Annotated in this window: 11 protein-coding genes; 2 read left to right on the top strand and 9 right to left on the bottom strand. The window is 58.3% G+C overall.

Annotation, left to right across the window (positions count from 1 at the left end; genetic code table 11):
* Positions 1-35 precede the first annotated feature (35 nt).
* From EV672_RS12230 to EV672_RS12245, 4 genes are all read right to left on the bottom strand, one after another.
* Positions 36-1,508, bottom strand: coding sequence for an integrase (locus tag EV672_RS12230; RefSeq protein ID WP_133609633.1), 1,473 nt, complete (start codon positions 1,506-1,508; stop codon positions 36-38).
* Entirely contained in the window at positions 1,501-3,021 is a 1,521-nt protein-coding gene (locus EV672_RS12235; protein WP_133609635.1) for a site-specific integrase, read from the bottom strand. Before EV672_RS12235 ends, EV672_RS12230 begins: the two co-directional genes overlap by 8 nt.
* Entirely contained in the window at positions 3,018-4,208 is a 1,191-nt protein-coding gene (locus tag EV672_RS12240; RefSeq protein WP_133609637.1) for a tyrosine-type recombinase/integrase, read from the bottom strand. Before EV672_RS12240 ends, EV672_RS12235 begins: the two co-directional genes overlap by 4 nt.
* A 228-nt stretch (positions 4,209-4,436) precedes the next feature.
* Positions 4,437-4,862 carry a helix-turn-helix domain-containing protein gene (locus EV672_RS12245; RefSeq protein WP_133609639.1) on the bottom strand — a complete coding sequence of 142 codons (426 nt, stop codon included), beginning with the start codon at positions 4,860-4,862 and terminating at the stop codon, positions 4,437-4,439.
* Between the two features lie 150 nt (positions 4,863-5,012).
* On the opposite strand from EV672_RS12245, the gene EV672_RS12250 reads away from it, so the two are divergent.
* Positions 5,013-5,870 (top strand): hypothetical protein, encoded by an 858-nt coding sequence (locus EV672_RS12250; protein WP_133609641.1) that lies wholly within the window; start codon positions 5,013-5,015, stop codon positions 5,868-5,870.
* On the opposite strand, the gene EV672_RS12255 is transcribed toward EV672_RS12250, so the two are convergent.
* A complete protein-coding gene (locus EV672_RS12255; protein WP_133609643.1) occupies positions 5,871-9,074 on the bottom strand; it encodes a type I restriction endonuclease subunit R in 3,204 nt (1,067 codons plus the stop codon).
* Between the two features lie 256 nt (positions 9,075-9,330).
* Between EV672_RS12255 and EV672_RS12260 the strand changes: the two genes are divergently transcribed.
* Positions 9,331-11,538 carry a hypothetical protein gene (locus EV672_RS12260; RefSeq protein WP_166643558.1) on the top strand — a complete coding sequence of 736 codons (2,208 nt, stop codon included), beginning with the start codon at positions 9,331-9,333 and terminating at the stop codon, positions 11,536-11,538.
* Positions 11,539-11,662: 124 nt separating this feature from the next.
* Here the strand turns inward: EV672_RS12260 and EV672_RS12265 are convergent, their stop codons facing one another.
* From EV672_RS12265 to EV672_RS12280, 4 genes are read right to left on the bottom strand one after another with little or no spacing between them, the layout of a single operon-like run.
* The gene (locus EV672_RS12265) at positions 11,663-12,580 is read right to left on the bottom strand and encodes an HNH endonuclease (protein WP_133609647.1); all 918 of its coding nucleotides are present in this window, start codon (positions 12,578-12,580) and stop codon (positions 11,663-11,665) included.
* Between the two features lie 22 nt (positions 12,581-12,602).
* The gene (locus tag EV672_RS12270) at positions 12,603-13,622 is read right to left on the bottom strand and encodes a DUF4917 family protein (protein ID WP_133609649.1); all 1,020 of its coding nucleotides are present in this window, start codon (positions 13,620-13,622) and stop codon (positions 12,603-12,605) included.
* On the bottom strand, positions 13,615-14,928 hold the full coding sequence (locus tag EV672_RS12275) for a restriction endonuclease subunit S (RefSeq protein WP_133609651.1): 1,314 nt from the start codon (positions 14,926-14,928) through the stop codon (positions 13,615-13,617). The genes EV672_RS12270 and EV672_RS12275 overlap by 8 nt, the downstream gene beginning before the upstream one ends.
* Positions 14,918-16,492, bottom strand: a complete 1,575-nt coding sequence (locus EV672_RS12280) for a class I SAM-dependent DNA methyltransferase (protein WP_133609653.1) — start codon at positions 16,490-16,492, stop codon at positions 14,918-14,920. Before EV672_RS12280 ends, EV672_RS12275 begins: the two co-directional genes overlap by 11 nt.
* Positions 16,493-16,563: the final 71 nt, after the last annotated feature.

Raw genomic sequence — 16,563 nt, forward strand, 5'->3', positions numbered from 1 at the left:
CTCCGAATCTGCCCTTTGAATGCAAAAATTTGTCGTCATCTGAAATAACAGCAGGCGGTCGCCGCGTCAGCGGTGGTTGTGCAGACCATCCCTAGTTGAGCCAGGGTGTTCAGGTAATGGCGGATCTGGTGTGTAGTCGCGGAGATTGGCGAACCGTCCTGTTCACGAAAGCTATACTTTTCGAAGATTGACTGGCTCCGATGAGAGTCACCGGACAAACGATTATTGATGTCGTTCGTACATGGTCGCATGAACATACATCGGTAGACAGCTCTGGATTTGTGCAGCTCGTTTCGACGCACCAAAAACAGCAACTGGGAGAACTGCAACCTATGCTCCGAATCTGCAATCGGAAAGCCCGCAGGCAGCATGTTCAGAACAGCTCGCTGGACCGCATCGAAGCGAACTAGACGGGATGCTCCCTGCCTCTTTGTGTGGACCCCATTTGCTTTGCACCACAGATCAATCACGCTTCGGGCTACGGGGTCGATGAAAAGCACCGCCCCCAACTCAGCCATCGTCAGCCATTCCTGCGCTCTTAGGTGCTCTAGATCGTCAGGCAAGAAGATCTTTTCTGGATTTTCTTCGTACCACGCGGCAAGCTCTCTGGCAGGTGCGCTGATCTTATTCGTCTTGACGAATGCTTGCCGAACAACGTCTGCCATAGACTTTACCGTCCACTTGACCTGCGGTTTCGCTCCCTTTGAGGGAAACCACCGGAGGCCGTAAATCGGGTCACCAGTAGTGGGCTCTTGATGGGTCACTTGTGAGTCAGCCGCCAGCCTCAAGACTTCGTTAACTCGCTCTGGAGCGGCACACAAAATCGCCATCACAGACGTCACGATGACGTCCGATGGATCAGTCGCCACATTGAATATCGAGGCGAGCGCAGAAAGCGCAGCCGGGCTAGGCATGCGCGCCAGCCGACGCGCATCAAACTCGGGCCCAACCTTTTCCAAGCAACCAAAGCGCTTAACAGGCGATCGCCAGCTCATCGGCGAAGCCAGTAGACATGAATCGACCATCAGTTGATTGATGACCTCAAGCTGTCCGGCATATTGGTAAGCACTCGTCGCAGCCACACGCTCCTTGATCAGCTCCACCGCTCGATTGAAGTGAACGGGCAACAATCGAGTCGGATCTGCCGCGCCGCCATCCTCCGTGAGCGCACGATGAAGTGCCCTCAGGCCGATCAGTCGCGTCTGCAAGCTTTTGGACTGTCTTAGCCCTTGTAGGTATCGAATGGCTGACTTGGCAAAGGACTTGAATGGCTCTTGCATTGACACTGACTGGCGACGCCCAAGAGGCGACAGCTCGGTGAACAAGAGTGTCACTGGCCCTCGTTGCCCCTTCAATTCAACATACCCAGAGACATCCCAACGGTCCTCATCAAAATTTAGTCCCTCACCGAAGACAGAAAGCTCCGAGCGACATACTTTGACAAAATGGCTCAGGTTCTGCTGAGCAGACCAACCGTGAGCTGGTGAAAAGTAGATGACGTCAGCCATTGCTGCGCGCCCCCCGCGCCGCTGCGCAAATCTGTATGACCTCGGCCACTGCCAGTATCGTGCGGTCATTGATAGAAGCCATGCGCGCCCCATTACGGCTCAACTGCTGATCTCTGCGCGCGATCAAATCGTCAAGCACCGCTTGATGTGGGCCGTCTAGCCATGGCTTGAAGCTCCGGCACGTGTAGCAACTCAGCGGGGCCAGAAAGCTACACGAGCCTGTACCTGAGCATCGCCCCATCGGCTTGGCGCTCTGATCAACTCGCAGATCGACGATGACGCTGGATGGATCGGTCTTCTCTGGATCAAAGCGCTCAGGCTTCTCTCCCTGAAACGCACGAGCCAAGGGAGCAAGGCTGTGCGCCATTGCTGCATCGATCCGGCTAACGATGGTCGGCACCGCTTCAACGTAATACCTCGCGCTGGCCACATTCGTGTGATCGAGAATCTCCCCCACGACAAGTTCGCCATGCCCCTCTTCAGCGGCGCGTGTGCCGATTGTTCTTCTCAATCTTGCGGGTGTCACGTGCAAAGAGCGCCCAGTTCGTTCTGATTTGGCTTTGATCTTTCGATTCGCAGACTTGATGAGATCACTCATTTGATTCGCGGTCATGTGCCCGGAGAACGGCCCATCCTCCGAGTCAACCCAGCGAGCTGGGAACATGGGGGCTTGATACGCATCGCCAAGCCGTCCGTCAAACCTTGCACGTACCCGCTGCAAATAGTCATGCAGTGGGGCTCCCAGCTGTTGAATCAGCGGTCGAACCTTCAAGCTGCTTCGGGGGTGGATCGCATCTCGCTGCTTTGCTCGAGGAACCTTGAGGAGGTATTCATGGCTTCCGTCAGGCCGAGCTTCAACGACAAGATCGCAGACCTTCAGTGCGGCGGTCTGGCACGGCCGCTGACCGATGGCCCGCGTGAGCCAGATCGCAAAGAATGCCGCCTCACTCAGGTCACCACGCGCGAACGCCGCGTTCAGCCCATCTTGGTACGCCTGGTCCTCGAGGTGTGTGAGAGGCCCTTGCTTTGGACACATCGTCAACACAGGCACGCCCACGTCAGGCTTCTTCATGCGCAGGCTCTTCAAGAATCCAATGGCGTCGTCGCTGACCCCAAGCAGACCCAACCCATGCCACTTCTTCAACAACACGGCCAGCATCAAAAGGCGGTTGCCTTGTTGCCTGGTCAGCATCGATCGGTAGCTGATCAAATCAAACTGAGTGATTTCATTGATCGGGCGATCACCGGATCGGCCTGTCATGACAAGGAAGTGCTTGAAGCTCGAGTATGCGTTGCGCGCAGTCGCAACAGCCCTGTTTTGAAGCAACCAAGCCAACGTTGCTTTGAGCCCCTGCATCGTCTCAGGTGTCACCGCATCTCTCAGCACCAGGAAGTCAAAGTGCCCCGGCGTGACAGCATCCTGGAAGGACCAGATCTCGTCTTCCATGCAGAACTGAACGCCGCTCTTGGTGAAGGCGACAGGTAGCAACGTGCGGAGTGAATTTGCGCTCATGGCTTGCCTCCGCTAACGCCCAACTGGCCTTGCATGCTCTTCATTGCTTGGCTTGCACGCTCTCGAACGTACCGCCTCGTGTAGGTTGCGGCGGTCTCGGACGTGGGCGACCATCCCATCAACACCGAGCGCATTTTTTGCTCGGCCTCTGGCGACATACCTGCTCGCTCCATTTGCTTGCTAAACCGATCGTTCCAGGTGTGCCTCAGGATGTGCGCGGTCACGTCCTCCGGAAGATTGAGACCAGCCTCCCTCATCGAGGCAAACAGTTTGTTCGCCCCCGCAATAGACAGCGGCTTACCTGTCCCGCCTGCGACAAAAAGGAAGTCATGGCGACGAGATAGTCCCTGATTCGCGCGACTCCACATGACGTAGTCATGCGTCATCTCGGCAAGCTCCTCGCTGATATCAAGCACACGCTCATAGGTCTTGGCATTCGGTTGCTGTGCGCGAGGGTCATCCTTGGCGTCGGCTCTGCGGGCGATGAGGACCTCAAGTTTTTGAAAGTCGATGTCGCAGAGACGGACTCCTAGCAGTTCGCCTCGCCGGATTCCAAGCTCCATTAGCCAACGCAGCATCAGTTGGTTACGTGCCTGCGCATGCTCGTTCTGCCAAACCTGTTGAGCACCATCCACCACCGACTCCAAGATGGCCAAGGATTGATCGCTCAGGCCTTGCCTCTGATCCCTGGGGCTGCGAATCGTGAGGCATGGCGAACGCGCCTTCAACGCACTGCAGGCCTTCTCAACCCGATCGCGCAAGGCCAAGTAGGCCTTTTCGTTCGAGTCCAACTGCATCAAGAAGCCAAAGGCCTGCCAACGGAGGTATTGGTGGATGTAGTGAAGCCGATTTGCGGCAGATGCTCGACTGAGCTGCCTTGCCGAATCCTGCCCGAACGCACGAATCGGCTGATTCGCACAGCGTGCGATCAGATCAACCTCATGGATCTGCAGGTGCTTGCCACCACGCATCCGAGCGTTCAGATCGATCTGCTGTTGATCCAATGTCATCTGCAGGACCATGATCGCTTCGAGCGCGTGGCGAATCGTTGCGCTTGATCGCCCTTGCGCGCGAAGCTCTGTGAGGACGTAGAGCGCCGGCTCCATCATGGGCTGCCCATCGGATGTGCAGAGCACAGGCAACCGTTCACCGCTGCTCATCACGAGCAGACGAACTTGATACTTCATTGTCTTTCCTACCGCGCTAGATCGCGCGCAAACAGATGGACGAGCTGCCCCATCGCGGTTGCCAGATAGTTGACACCGCGAGGCCAAGTCGGAGACTTGCTGAATGGGGAGTGGCTGTGCCCCGGTTGACGGGGCGCTCGATCAGAAAGACAATGCTGGTGCGAATAGTCTCTGTCTTTGACCGAGCGGATGCGGCGGGCCCCGAACGGCCCGCCGTTTTCTTTTATGTCATGTCCGAGCCTCCCGATTCAGAGGGTTGGGGGTCAGGCTCTTAACCATGCGCGCGCTCTGCCCTACCTGGCGGCAGTAGTCGATGAGTCCAATTTGCTGATCGCCCTGCAGGCCATACAAGGCTGACAAGATCGCTGAGATGGCAGACAGCTCGGTTTCGCTGAGCCCTTGGCGACGCAAAGCTCCAATGGCTCGGTCATGACGGGCCGCCCAGTTCAGCTCTTCCGCTTCAAGGGGCGAGAGATCGAGGAAGGCTGCCAGCTTGCTCAGTGCCTTAGGGTCAAGCGGCCCTCTTGCGCCTCGCTCCGCAGAACACAGCAGGGTGGGGTCAACGTTCAGTTTTTCAGCGACGGTCTTTTGCATCAGGCCGCGCCTGCTTCTCGCCTGCCTCAAGGCAGTGGGAAATTGCAACAGATCGGCCATGACCTTGACGACTCACACTTGGGTTTCTGGGGTCAACTTTTGTTGATTGCCCATCCTAGTAACCGGCCGAGCAAACGTCCACATCAAGCAAAGCGGATATCTGGCCACACTGATCACACCCGATGTAGATAGCCTGGAATCAACACCCATATGCGCCTAGCATCCGCCGATGAATCAACCGCCACGCAGGACTTTCGCGTGACGCAGGTGGCTTACTTTCGCCAACTGCGGATGTGTGTCCTTTTGGATGAATTGCTGTTCCTGTCGGGAGAGCGGACGCTTAAGGGATTGCTCATCGATTTGAGTGAGCACGCGCGTATCGACAGCCAAATAGGGGTGTGGCGCGCTCGCCTGCGAGGCGAGTACCTGCCCCGACCAGCGCAAATCAACCAGCTGAAACGGAGATATCCGGGGCTGCGCTTCGATCTACGTCATCCCGCCTGGGACTTGCTCGCGCACCCTCAAATGAGTTCTCGGAACCGACGAAAGATGATGGACAAGTTGCCGGACCCATGGCATCAGAGCCGCGCTCTGCTGCACGAGCTACCGACAACGACGCTCAGCATTCATCCGTCTTTGCCAGACATGCTGCAGCTTTACAGGCTGGACTTTTTGGAGGCGCTGCTTTTGTTCTGGTGCGAACGGGAGCGCGCAAACGCAGACGGGCTCAAGGACCGCAGCACCGCATTGGATCAGATCCTGTGGCTGCTACCTGTCCTGTACCCTCTCGACCCACTTTGGGCTCGGGCAGAGCATTACCAAGACCGGCACAGGCTGATGCTCGCCGCGATCGATTGCGCGCTCAACCTCACCGACGAGGGGAGCCCCGACAACCACTGGGATTGGTGCAGGAGAGAGGCCATGATCTTTGATCAACAGTGGCGTCTTCAGGAACACATGAAACGGTATCCGCAGGGCCTACGAACAGCCAAGGATCGGATGCAGTACCTGGCCAGAGTTTGGTACTGGCGCCCCCACAAGCAGCCGGTCAACCAACCGCCCAACTAGTCACTGCACCCACTCATCCCCAATCGTCTCGGCCTGCTCCAGAACCAGTTCAACGGCCGCATCGGCCATGTCAGGCGGGTACTTGTACTTGCGCAGAATCCGTTTGACCATCAACCGCAATTTGGCGCGCACGCTTTCGCGCTGCGCCCAGTCCACGCTGATGTTCTGGCGCAGGCTTTCTGTCAGCTCATGCGCGATCTTCTTCAGCGTCTCATCGCTCAGCTCACGCACCGCTGATTCGTTGATGATCAGGGCGTCGTAAAACTTCACCTCGTCATCGCTAAGGCCCAGGCTCTCGCCGCGTGAGGCCGCCTCCCTGAACTTCTTGGCCATCTCCACCAGCTCTTCCATCACCTGGGCGGTTTCGATGGATCGGTTCTGGTAGCGCTTGATGACGTTGCCCAGCAGCTCAGAGAACTTGCGCTCTTGCACGACGTTGGCGGCAAAGCGGCTCTTGATCTCGCCTTCCAGCAGGCGCTCCAGCAGTTCCACCGCCAGGTTGCGCTCGGGCAGGTTCTTCACCTGCGCCAGGAACTCGTCATCCAGTAGGCCGATGTTGGGTTTGTCCAAGCCCACGGCATCGAAGATGTCGACCACGCTGTCAGACACCACGGCCGCGCTGATGATCTGGCGAATGGCCAGTTCGCGCTGCTCGTCGGTCTTCTTCTGCTGGGTGATGTCCTTCTTGGTCAGGATCACCTTCACGGCCTGCATGAAGGCCACCTCTTCCCGCACAGCCTTGGCTTCGTCCAGCGTGCAGCACAGCGTGAAGGCCTTGCTCATGGCCAGGGCCGTGTCGGCAAAGCGCTTCTTGCCGTCGCGCTGGCCTTCGCTCTTCAAGCCCAGCACGTGGTTGGCTGCACCGGCCAGCACCTTGTGCCCGCCGGTGAGGAAGCCACTGTAGTCAAAGCCATGCAGCATGGCGCGCAGCACGTCGAGCTTTTCTTCAAGCACAGCGTAGGCCTCATGGGCGTCCACCGTGGGCTTGCCACGGCCCTTGCTGGCGGTGTACTCCCTCATCGCAGCCTTCAGCTCGTTACCGATACCGATGTAATCGACCACCAGGCCGCCCTGCTTGTCCTTGAACACGCGGTTCACGCGGGCAATGGCCTGCATGAGGTTGTGGCCCTTCATGGGTTTGTCCACGTACAGGGTGTGCACGCAGGGCGCATCAAAGCCGGTCAGCCACATGTCACGCACGATCACGAGGCGCAACGGGTCGGTCGGGTCTTTGAAGCGCTTCTCCAGTCGCTTCTTGACCTGGCCGCTGTAGATGTGCGGGCGCAGCAGCGCCTTGTCGCTGGCCGAACCCGTCATGACGATCTTGATGGCCCCCTTCTCGGGATCTGCATCATGCCAATCGGGGCGCAGCTTGATGATCTCGTCGTACAGGTGCACGCAGATGTCGCGGCTCATGGCCACGACCATGGCCTTGCCGTTCTGGGCCTTGTTGCGCTCTTCGAAGTGCTTAACCAGATCAGCCGCTACGGCTGCAACGCGAGGCTCGGCGCCCACCACCTTTTCCAGGGCGGCCCAGCGGCTCTTGAGCTTGGCCTGGGTGCTTTCCTCTTCGTCTTCGGCCAGCTCGTCCACCTCTTCGTCGAGGTGGGGCAGCTCGTCTTCTTTCAGGCTGAGCTTGGCCAGGCGGCTCTCGTAGTAGATGGCCACGGTGGCGCCATCTTCCTTGGCCTGCTGCATGTCGTAGACATGGATGTAGTCGCCGAACACGGCGCGCGTGTCGCGGTCTTCGCTGGAGACGGGTGTGCCGGTGAAAGCCACGAAGGTGGCGTTGGGCAAGGCGTCACGCAGGTGCTGGGCGTAGCCGGCCTGGTACTTGTGTGCCACCTCATACGGGGGCGGCACAAAGTTGGCGGGCAGCGCCGAGCTGGCTGCATCACCCGTCGTCACTGCAGACGCTGCCGCATCAGGCTGGCCGGCCTTGCGCTTGACCATCTTGAGTTTTGCCTCGAAGCCATACTGCGTGCGATGCGCTTCGTCGGCAATCACCACGATGTTGCTGCGGTCAGAGAGCACCGGGAAGGTGTCTTCGTCCTCGCCTGGCATGAACTTCTGGATGGTGGCGAACACGATGCCGCCGGAAGGCCGGTTGGCCAGCTTGGCACGCAGGTCTTGCCTTGTTTCCACCTGCACGGGCTGCTCTCGCAACAGGTCTTGCGCCAGGCTGAACACACCGAAGAGCTGGCCGTCCAGGTCATTGCGGTCGGTGATGACCACGATGGTGGGATTCTGCATGGCCGGCTCTTGCATCACCCGCGCCGCAAAGCAGGTCATGGTGATGCTCTTGCCGCTGCCCTGGGTGTGCCAGACCACGCCGCCCTTGTGCGTGCCACCTGGGCGGGATGCGCCCACCACATGCTCGATGGCCGCGCGCACCGCGTGGAACTGGTGATAGCCAGCGATCTTCTTGATCAGGCCGCCGTCGTCCTCGAACAGCACGAAGTAGAGCAGGTAGTCCAGCAGGTAGGCCGGTGCCAGCGCGCCACGCACCAGGGTTTCCAGCTCGTTGAACTGGCCCAGGGGGTCGAGCGTCACACCGTCTATGGTGCGCCAAGCCATGAAGCGCTCGGCGTTGCTTGACAGCGAGCCCATCAGGGCCTCGGAGCCGTCTGACACCACCAGCACCTCGTTGTACTGGAACACGTCGGGGATCTGGGCCTTGTAGGTCTGGATCTGGTCGTAGGCCTTCCAGATGTTGGCGTTCTCATCAGCCGGGTTCTTCAGCTCCAGCACCACCACGGGCAGGCCGTTGAGGAACAGGATGATGTCGGGGCGGCGGGTGTGGTGCGGCCCCTTGAGCGAGAACTGGTTGATGGCCAGCCATTCGTTCGCTGCGGCATTGCCCCAGTCCACCAGGCGCACGAAGTCACCACGGGTTTCGCCGTCCTTCTGGTACTGCACCGGCACGCCACCCACCAGCAGGCGGTGGAAGTGCCGGTTGGCTGACAGCAGCACCGGGGTGCCGAGGTCTTGGATCTGCTTGAAGGCGTCTTCGCGGGCAGCCAGCGGAATGTGCGGGTTCAGGCGGGCGATGGCGTCGCGCAGGCGTTGGGGCAGCAGCACCTGGCGAAAGTTGTCTCGCTCAGGGGCGGGGCCATCAGGGGCAATTTCGTAGCCACTCAGGTGGGTGTAGCCGACCTCGATGAGCCAACTCAGTGCTTCCTGTTCGAGTTGATCCTCTGTCATGGACATCCCGCCTACTCCCATTTTTTGATGCTCGACTTTCGGTATTTGACCAAAGTTTTAACTCGCTGCATTTTCCGTGACAGCATCTGGTTCGAGGGCGAGAATGTCGGCGTCAGTTCAGCGAGGATCCGGCATCACGATCTTCGCCCCAGGCCAGAGGACGGCGCACATGAAACGAAAAAAGCATCAGAGAGGGCGTAAGCGGACAGAAGGAGATCGACGCGGTCCGTTTTTGACCCCGCACCCACTGAGTGGGTTGCCCCTTTCTGACCGGAAAGCCTATGCCATTGAGCTTGGAAAGAAATCCCGAGAGCGGAAGGGCACCATCCTTGAAGAGGTGCGCGAGCTTTGCGCTCGCATAGAACCGTTCATCACGTTGGCTGTCCTGCAAACATACGCCTTGATGAACGGGGTTCAGTCTTCAAAGGCACCTCGTGAAGCAAAGCTCCAGCAAGGCCACATCGAATTTGTACAGGCATTGCTGCTTGCCGCCCCTCCGCGCAATGGCATAGCGCCACCACAACCCGACGACATACAGAGCCTCTTCGACTTGCTTCCTGAGCTATTTGAGGCGCACCAAACAGCCAGACTGCCAACGGCATCCGAGGCCCCATCGAAAGAGGATGAAAAGCAGTCAGCAGTGACCGCTCTGCAAGAGTACCTCCGCGCTCATACCGCCGTGGTTCGAAACTGGGGCTACTACGGAACGGTCAAGCGCGTTAGCCACGACCAGTTCCGCGCAATCGACAGCGACTTCCACGCGAAATTCGGGCTGGCTCTCACAGATGTCGTGCGCCTGTTTGATCACTTGATCAGACGCATGGAGGATCAAGTCAATCAGCACTGGTCACAACTCCGATCCGTATTTGCGGCCAAGACCGTGGATGAACTGGTCGATTCCTTCCTCGAAGCCTTTCCTTTCAAGGGTGAACTGCAGGCGTGGTCCGAGTCTTTCAAACTGGACGCACCGCATCTGGAGGGAGCCAAGAATGCTCTGCTCCCTCTTGCAGATCGCTTCTTGACGATGCGCTTCTTTGTCAACTCTGCCGTCGTGGCTGAAGCCCTTCAAATCGACCCAGAAGCGACGGACTCCTTGATGACCAAGCTCAGCCAATCACTGGGCGTTACACAGGATTGCGACGTCGAAAGCTTCTTCTGGAACAACCCGGTTTGGACGAAGCCTCTGATCAAGCTCAGCGGTCACGACTACTTCTGTGCGCTTCCGCAAACTGGCATGAGCTTCATCTACCAAATTGCCGATGCGTTGCTACAAGAGGCGCCAAAGCTGATAGAAAAGCTCAGCAAGGCCAGATCTGACTACCTCGAACGTGAAGTTCACCGACTGCTTGCAGCCGCCTTCCCGAATGCACAGTTCGCCACGGCCTACCAGTGGCGGCACGAGGGCCAGCAGTTTGAGACGGACCTGATCCTTCGCTACGACACCACCCTGCTGCTGGTCGAAGCAAAGTCAGGGAAAGTCACATGGCCAGCACTGCGCGGGGCTACCGACCGGGTCGTGGAACACGTCAAGCGCCTCATCGTGGACCCATCCGAGCAATCAGGGAGGTTATCGAAGGTCATCCAGCAAGAGATCGAAATTCGGAAGAGCGAGGCCAAGCAAAACCTGGACTTCCCGATCAGCCTGGATGGCATTACCAGCGTCTTGCGGTTGTCTGTGACCCTGCACGACTTCGCCACGGTGCAGAGTGTTCCCACGCTCTTGCAAGATGCGGGGCTGCTGAGCAATCAGTACCCGCTCTCTCCGTGCATCTCGCTCGCTGACCTCGAAGTCATGCTTGATCTGCTGGAGCATCCCCATGAGCGGTTGCACTACATACGGCAAAGAACCCAGTCGCTCTTGACTCACCATCTCGTAGGAGACGAGCTTGACATCATGGGGTTCTACCTGGATACAGGCCTGAACCTCAATGGCTTCGAGCCGGGCAAACACAGACTGATCACGGCCGGATACTCTGCCGCAATCGACAAGTACTACTCGATGAGGGATGAAGGACAGCAAACACCCAAGCCTTCCAGAGCCCTCAGTCCTTGGTTCAAATCGCTGCTCTCCCAAGTCGCAAACAGACCTACACAAGGATGGTCGGAGTTGACCTCGGCACTTCTGTCGGTCACGCGAGATGATCAAGATGAACTGGAGCGAAGAGTTCGCGCGATCACCGCTTGCATCAAAGACGGGCGCACGCCACCGAACGGACAGGACGCCATCATCCTTTCTGGCCCAATTTGGACAAACAGCGCCTTGGTGATCCACGTTAAGCCACGACTAGCGGGCCACCGAGCGAACGACAAGGCAGAGAACCTAGCGTCTGCGACATTTGAGCAGGGACACATCGAAAGATGCTACCTAATCGTCGTCGATGCCCTGGATCCAGGGCTAGCCTACATGGGCGGATCGGTTTGGTACCGGACGGACCGTCCCGTACCCGCAACCATCTTCATGTGAATTGATTGACCTTACCTACGAGCATTCAAGGAGCGCTCCGACGCCAAAAGAAGGCCTATTTGACCGCTGGCCATGTAAAAGGGAAAGCTATAGCCGGTGTTGTCGTGCGCTTTGAAACCGCCTGCTAGACAGCATTGGGTTCGGCCTTGAAGGGAGAGTAGCCATGTTTCTTATCGAACTCGAGGCCTTTTGAAACTTCACAACTTCCGTCGAGATAGTGATTTTGATCCTCACCGAGCACCAACCTGCATCCCAAGCGCTCAACCAGTGGGCTGATCCCGCCATGCTCTTCAAGCCACTCGTGATAGCCTGCGATAGATGGGCCTCCGACATTGACGACGAACTCAATTCCATAGAAGAGAAAGCCAAAGAGCGTTTCCTGTCGCTTGTTCATAAAGAGCCCGCAACCAAACCCAGCTTGCACCCATTCATTTGTGCTTGGATGACGCATTAACGTGTCGTGTGGAAAAACACGCCGATGCGAAAAAGGCCACTCCTGAAAATTACTGCCATACCGAGCGTACTCACGCACGTTGTCGAAGAATGGCTCGCTGCCTAAATGATATGGGCCTTGCGGGCTTGAGCAAAACAACTCGGCGACGGCTTCATATGCCATCTTGCAGAGAAATCTGGACATCTCTCGATGTGGTAGGTCGTCTTCAATGGTGAAGATCAATGGCTGCTCGAAGCCATTGGCGATGACGGCGTCAAGGACCGACTTATCGTTGCCTTTCTCTGGACTGAGTTGCAGCTTTCCGTTTGGCGTGCGCCGCATGTTTACTGCGACATCGGTTCCAGCGATATGCCCAACCAATGACGGATATGTTCCCTTCTTGTTGGGGACTTGCTGCCACGCGCGAACGTTTCTCATCCATGAGTGTGTAAGGATCGGTTGTTCGACCTTGCGAGCGAAGTAGTTGTTGCACTTATCGCAGACAACACCAGCCGGAAGCACTCGTTTCTTGCTTCCAATTGATTCCGGCATGATGTGCTCAACACTACGTGATTGAGTGGAATCACCTTTACAGAAGATGCATCGCATGGACCGTGATCAATTGATGTGTTTATGAATCGACCGGATCCTGTGGATGAATCCAGCAACCAGGACTTTCCGCATCGAAGAACAACACCTCTTCCACTCCTGCGGCTTTCAGGGCATCTTCCATCTTTTGAGCGCTCGCTTGATCGCCACGATAGACCGATGCAGCTACTCTCCGCAGTCGAGTACCCGACCTGCGTAACTGAGCCAAGACGTGCTCGTCTTGTTCGGACGCGGCCCAACCGTAGATGACCAATGATTCGCCGGAGCTTGGCAAGACTTCCCGAAAAACACGACTCAGGTAGCTAGAGCTGGCGATAGACTTCCTTTTGTACTCTGTTGTGCCCTCGCTGACAAAAAGCGGCACAGCCGCGCCGGACTCCCAGAGCGCAAGAATGCGCTCCAAAAGGTTATCGCCACCGCCACCTTGCAGCGTGAGTTTTTTCTCCGAGTAGTCCCGTTTACGGGCCGTGATGAGGCTTCCATGCGGATAGAAGACCAACGTTGAACCATCTGCACGATAAGGTTTGCGCAGATCTTCCCAGTCCTCGCAAAACAGCCCGCCGCCCAGAAAGCAGTCCTTGAACCAATTCCCCAAGTGAGGCTGGCTGGCCATCATCGCCCAGTAAACAAGCAGGTCATAGTTGAGGCTCAAGACCGTGTCGAACGTCTTCATGAACTGGAACATGGGCTCGAAATGCTGGCTTGCATCCTCGTAGCTGATGTGCACCTGTCGCACCGTCGATATCAAGGCCTGCCTTACCTGCTGGTAAGCCTCCTCAACCCTGCCTGGCTCTACACCAAGAGCCTTGTTGACCAGGGTGGCCTCCCAAAGACGCCTGAGCACCAACTCGAAGTCGCTCGTGTCAAACGACCTAAAGATCGATGCGACCTCAGGGGTTAGATGACCATGCTCCTCTGCCGCGACTCGAAGTGACGCGTAGCCGAACTCTTTGTGAACCGCCATGCTAGCGCCGTTTCCAAGGAGAAGCGCGCCGCCGATGAACGGCTCTTTGATGTCGGCCCACTTCTGGATCTCAGGCAACTTTGGCCTCCATCAATTTAGGCAGGCGGAGTTGGCCGGAGATAAGACGGGGGAGAAGGCTGTCGCGGAGAGCCGCAAGGGTCTGGGCTTGTGCCTGGTTGCGCTGAATCTTGGCCCACAAGCCCGATGCGACGTCGTGAAATGCGGCTCTCAACGGCTGAGACGGCACCAACACCGGATAAGAGGGAAATTCCTTTAGCGCAATGCGGTTCACGGTCGCCCCCTGAATGGTGTGCTTGGCCAGAAGCGCTTGGAATGGCGGCGCCACAAACTGATGAAACCAGAAGTGCCCTGCCCCATCTTTGCCCTTCGGGCGGATGAGCGCCAGGCGCCGACCCAGGCAGCAACGCAAATCTGGTGGGATCAGCGCGAAGAATCCCAATGTTGCTTCGTAGCTGAACACGATGTCACCAGCGCGAGGCTCCACACGCTTGGTCCACTTGGCCCACTCGGCGTCGCCGATGAACCTGATTTCGGAGAGATCCAGCGCGGTGCCCGTCAGGTTTTTGATGCCTAGGAAAACGCCGCCCGAGTTCGCCTCGGGAGGCGTGGCGTGTGGGCCGTCATACACGCCTTCCACAACTTCCGAGATGGGCTGATAGGCCCACCCCTTTGGCACCACCCCCAACTCCGTCTCTTCCAATGCATCAGGGAACAGCTCGGCCGTGGCCTCATCCATGCCTTCGGGGGCGCGGCCTGCCATCTTGGCGCGCACGGGGTCGAAATCGACGAACCACGACTTGAACAGCGCCTGGGCGATGGCTTCGAGGGTGGCGTTGGTTTCGCGCAGGAGTCGCAAACGTTCGTCTAAAGCCTCACCAATAGAAGCAATCGCGTCTTGCTCCAATGGGGCGGGCACCCATACCGGGAATGCCAACAGTGCGTCGGTGTTGAGCCGCCCCGTTCCATGGCCAGCGGCATCAACGCGCTCATGCAATCGGTCATGGTTTCCGACCAACAGGTAAGGCAGGAATCGAGCGGAGAGCCCTTCGCGAGGCAACACGGCCTTTACGTCCTGGTTAAACGTGGCAGCCTGAGCTGTTCGGCAAATCGGTACCCGCTTGTGAAGAGTCATGCCTCGCGTCAGCATTAGCACGGTCCCCGGGGACACAAGCCTTGATGCGGCAGCTACTCCAGCCGGAGTCAGGTGGTCCTCTGAATCTTCAATCCAGAAGTTCGCCATGTCTTTTGCAGAAATCCAAGGCGTATCTCCATTCCAGTAGGACTCATCTGCCTTCGATGGGGTATTACCAGAGATGAGTCTAACGAAGTCGCCAAGAGGGCGCATTCTGGGATCAGACTTCATACCCCAGCACCCCCAGCTTCTGCCGAATCAGCGCATCCAGCTCCGCGCCCTTGGCCATCTGCTCGCCCAGTTTCTCGGTGAGCTTTTGCATCTTCTCGGCAAAGGCCTCGTCGTCGTCTTCCACCTCTTCGGCGCCCACATAGCGCCCCGGGGTCAGCACATGGCCGTGCTGCGCAATCTCAGCCAGGGGCACGCTGCGGCAAAAGCCCGGTACATCTTCATAGGTGGTGATGCTGGCGCCACCCTCCGCCCCATGCAACACCTCGCCACGCCAGGCGGCCACGGTCTCAGCAATGCGGGCAATCGCTGCATCGTCCAGCTCGGCCTGCACGCGAGAAATCATCTTTCCCAGCTTGCGTGCATCGATGAACAACACCTCGCCCTTGCGCTGCTTTTGCTTGGCCAGGAACCACAGGCAGGCCGGGATCTGGGTGTTGAAGAACAACTGCCCCGGCAGGGCCACCATCACCTCCACCACGTCGGCATCCACCATCGCGGCGCGGATCACGCCTTCGTTGTTCTGGCTGGAGCTCATCGAGCCATTGGCCAGCACGATGCCGGCGCGGCCCGTGGGTTTGAGGTGGTGCAGCATGTGCTGCAACCAGGCGTAGTTGGCATTGCCTTGCGGTGGATCGCCGTAGTGCCAGCGGGGGTCGCCTTCCAGGCTGCCGTGCCACCAGTCGCTGATGTTGAAGGGCGGGTTGGCCAAGATGTAATCGGCCCGCAGGTCGGCGTGCTGGTTGCGGGTGAAGGTGTCGGCGGGTTCGCGGCCTAGGTTGAAGTCGATGCCACGGATGGCCAGGTTCATGGCCGCCAGGCGCCAGGTGGTGGGGTTGGCCTCTTGCCCGTAGATGGACACGTCGCCAATCTTGCCGCCATGGGCTTCGATGAACTTCTCGCTCTGCACGAACATGCCGCCCGAGCCACAGCATGGGTCGTACACCTTGCCGTGGTGCGGAGCCAGCACGGCCACCAGGGTTTTGACGATGCTGGCGGGCGTGTAGAACTGCCCACCCCGCTTGCCTTCGGCGCTGGCGAACATACCCAGGAAGTATTCGTACACCTGGCCCAGCACGTCGCGGGCGGTGCTGGCGTTTTCACCGAAGCCGATGGTCGAGATCAGATCGACCAGTTCGCCCAGCTTGCCGTCGGGCAACTGGGCACGGGCATAGCGCTTGTCGAGGATGCCTTTGAGCTTGGGGTTTTCGGCTTCGATCAGGCCCAGGGCGTCGTCAATGAACTTGCCGATGGTTGACTGCTTGGCGGTGGCACGGATGGCCTCCCAGCGGGCGGCTTCGGGCACCCAGAACACGTTGGCCGAGGTGTAGTAATCGCGATCTTCCAGCTCGGCGGCAATGTCTTCGTCTGTGGCGTCGCCGTAGAAGTATTCGTCGTCAGGGTCACGCAGGCGCGCGGCCAGCTCGGCCGTGCGGGCGGTGAAGGTGTCCGAGATGTACTTGATGAAGATGAGGCCGAGCACCAGGTGCTTGTACTCGGCGGCGTCCATGTTGGCGCGCAGCTTGTCGGCGGTGGCCCAGAGGGTCTTCTTGATGTCGTCGAGCATGTGTCCCGTGCGCTGGATTTGTTGTTGACTGCAAGGTGGCAAGGGTATTTGCCAAACCTCTTGATCTTAAT

The sequence above is a fragment of the Aquabacterium commune genome, from assembly GCF_004362855.1.
In the GTDB taxonomy this organism is placed as follows: Bacteria; Pseudomonadota; Gammaproteobacteria; order Burkholderiales; family Burkholderiaceae_C; genus Aquabacterium; species Aquabacterium commune.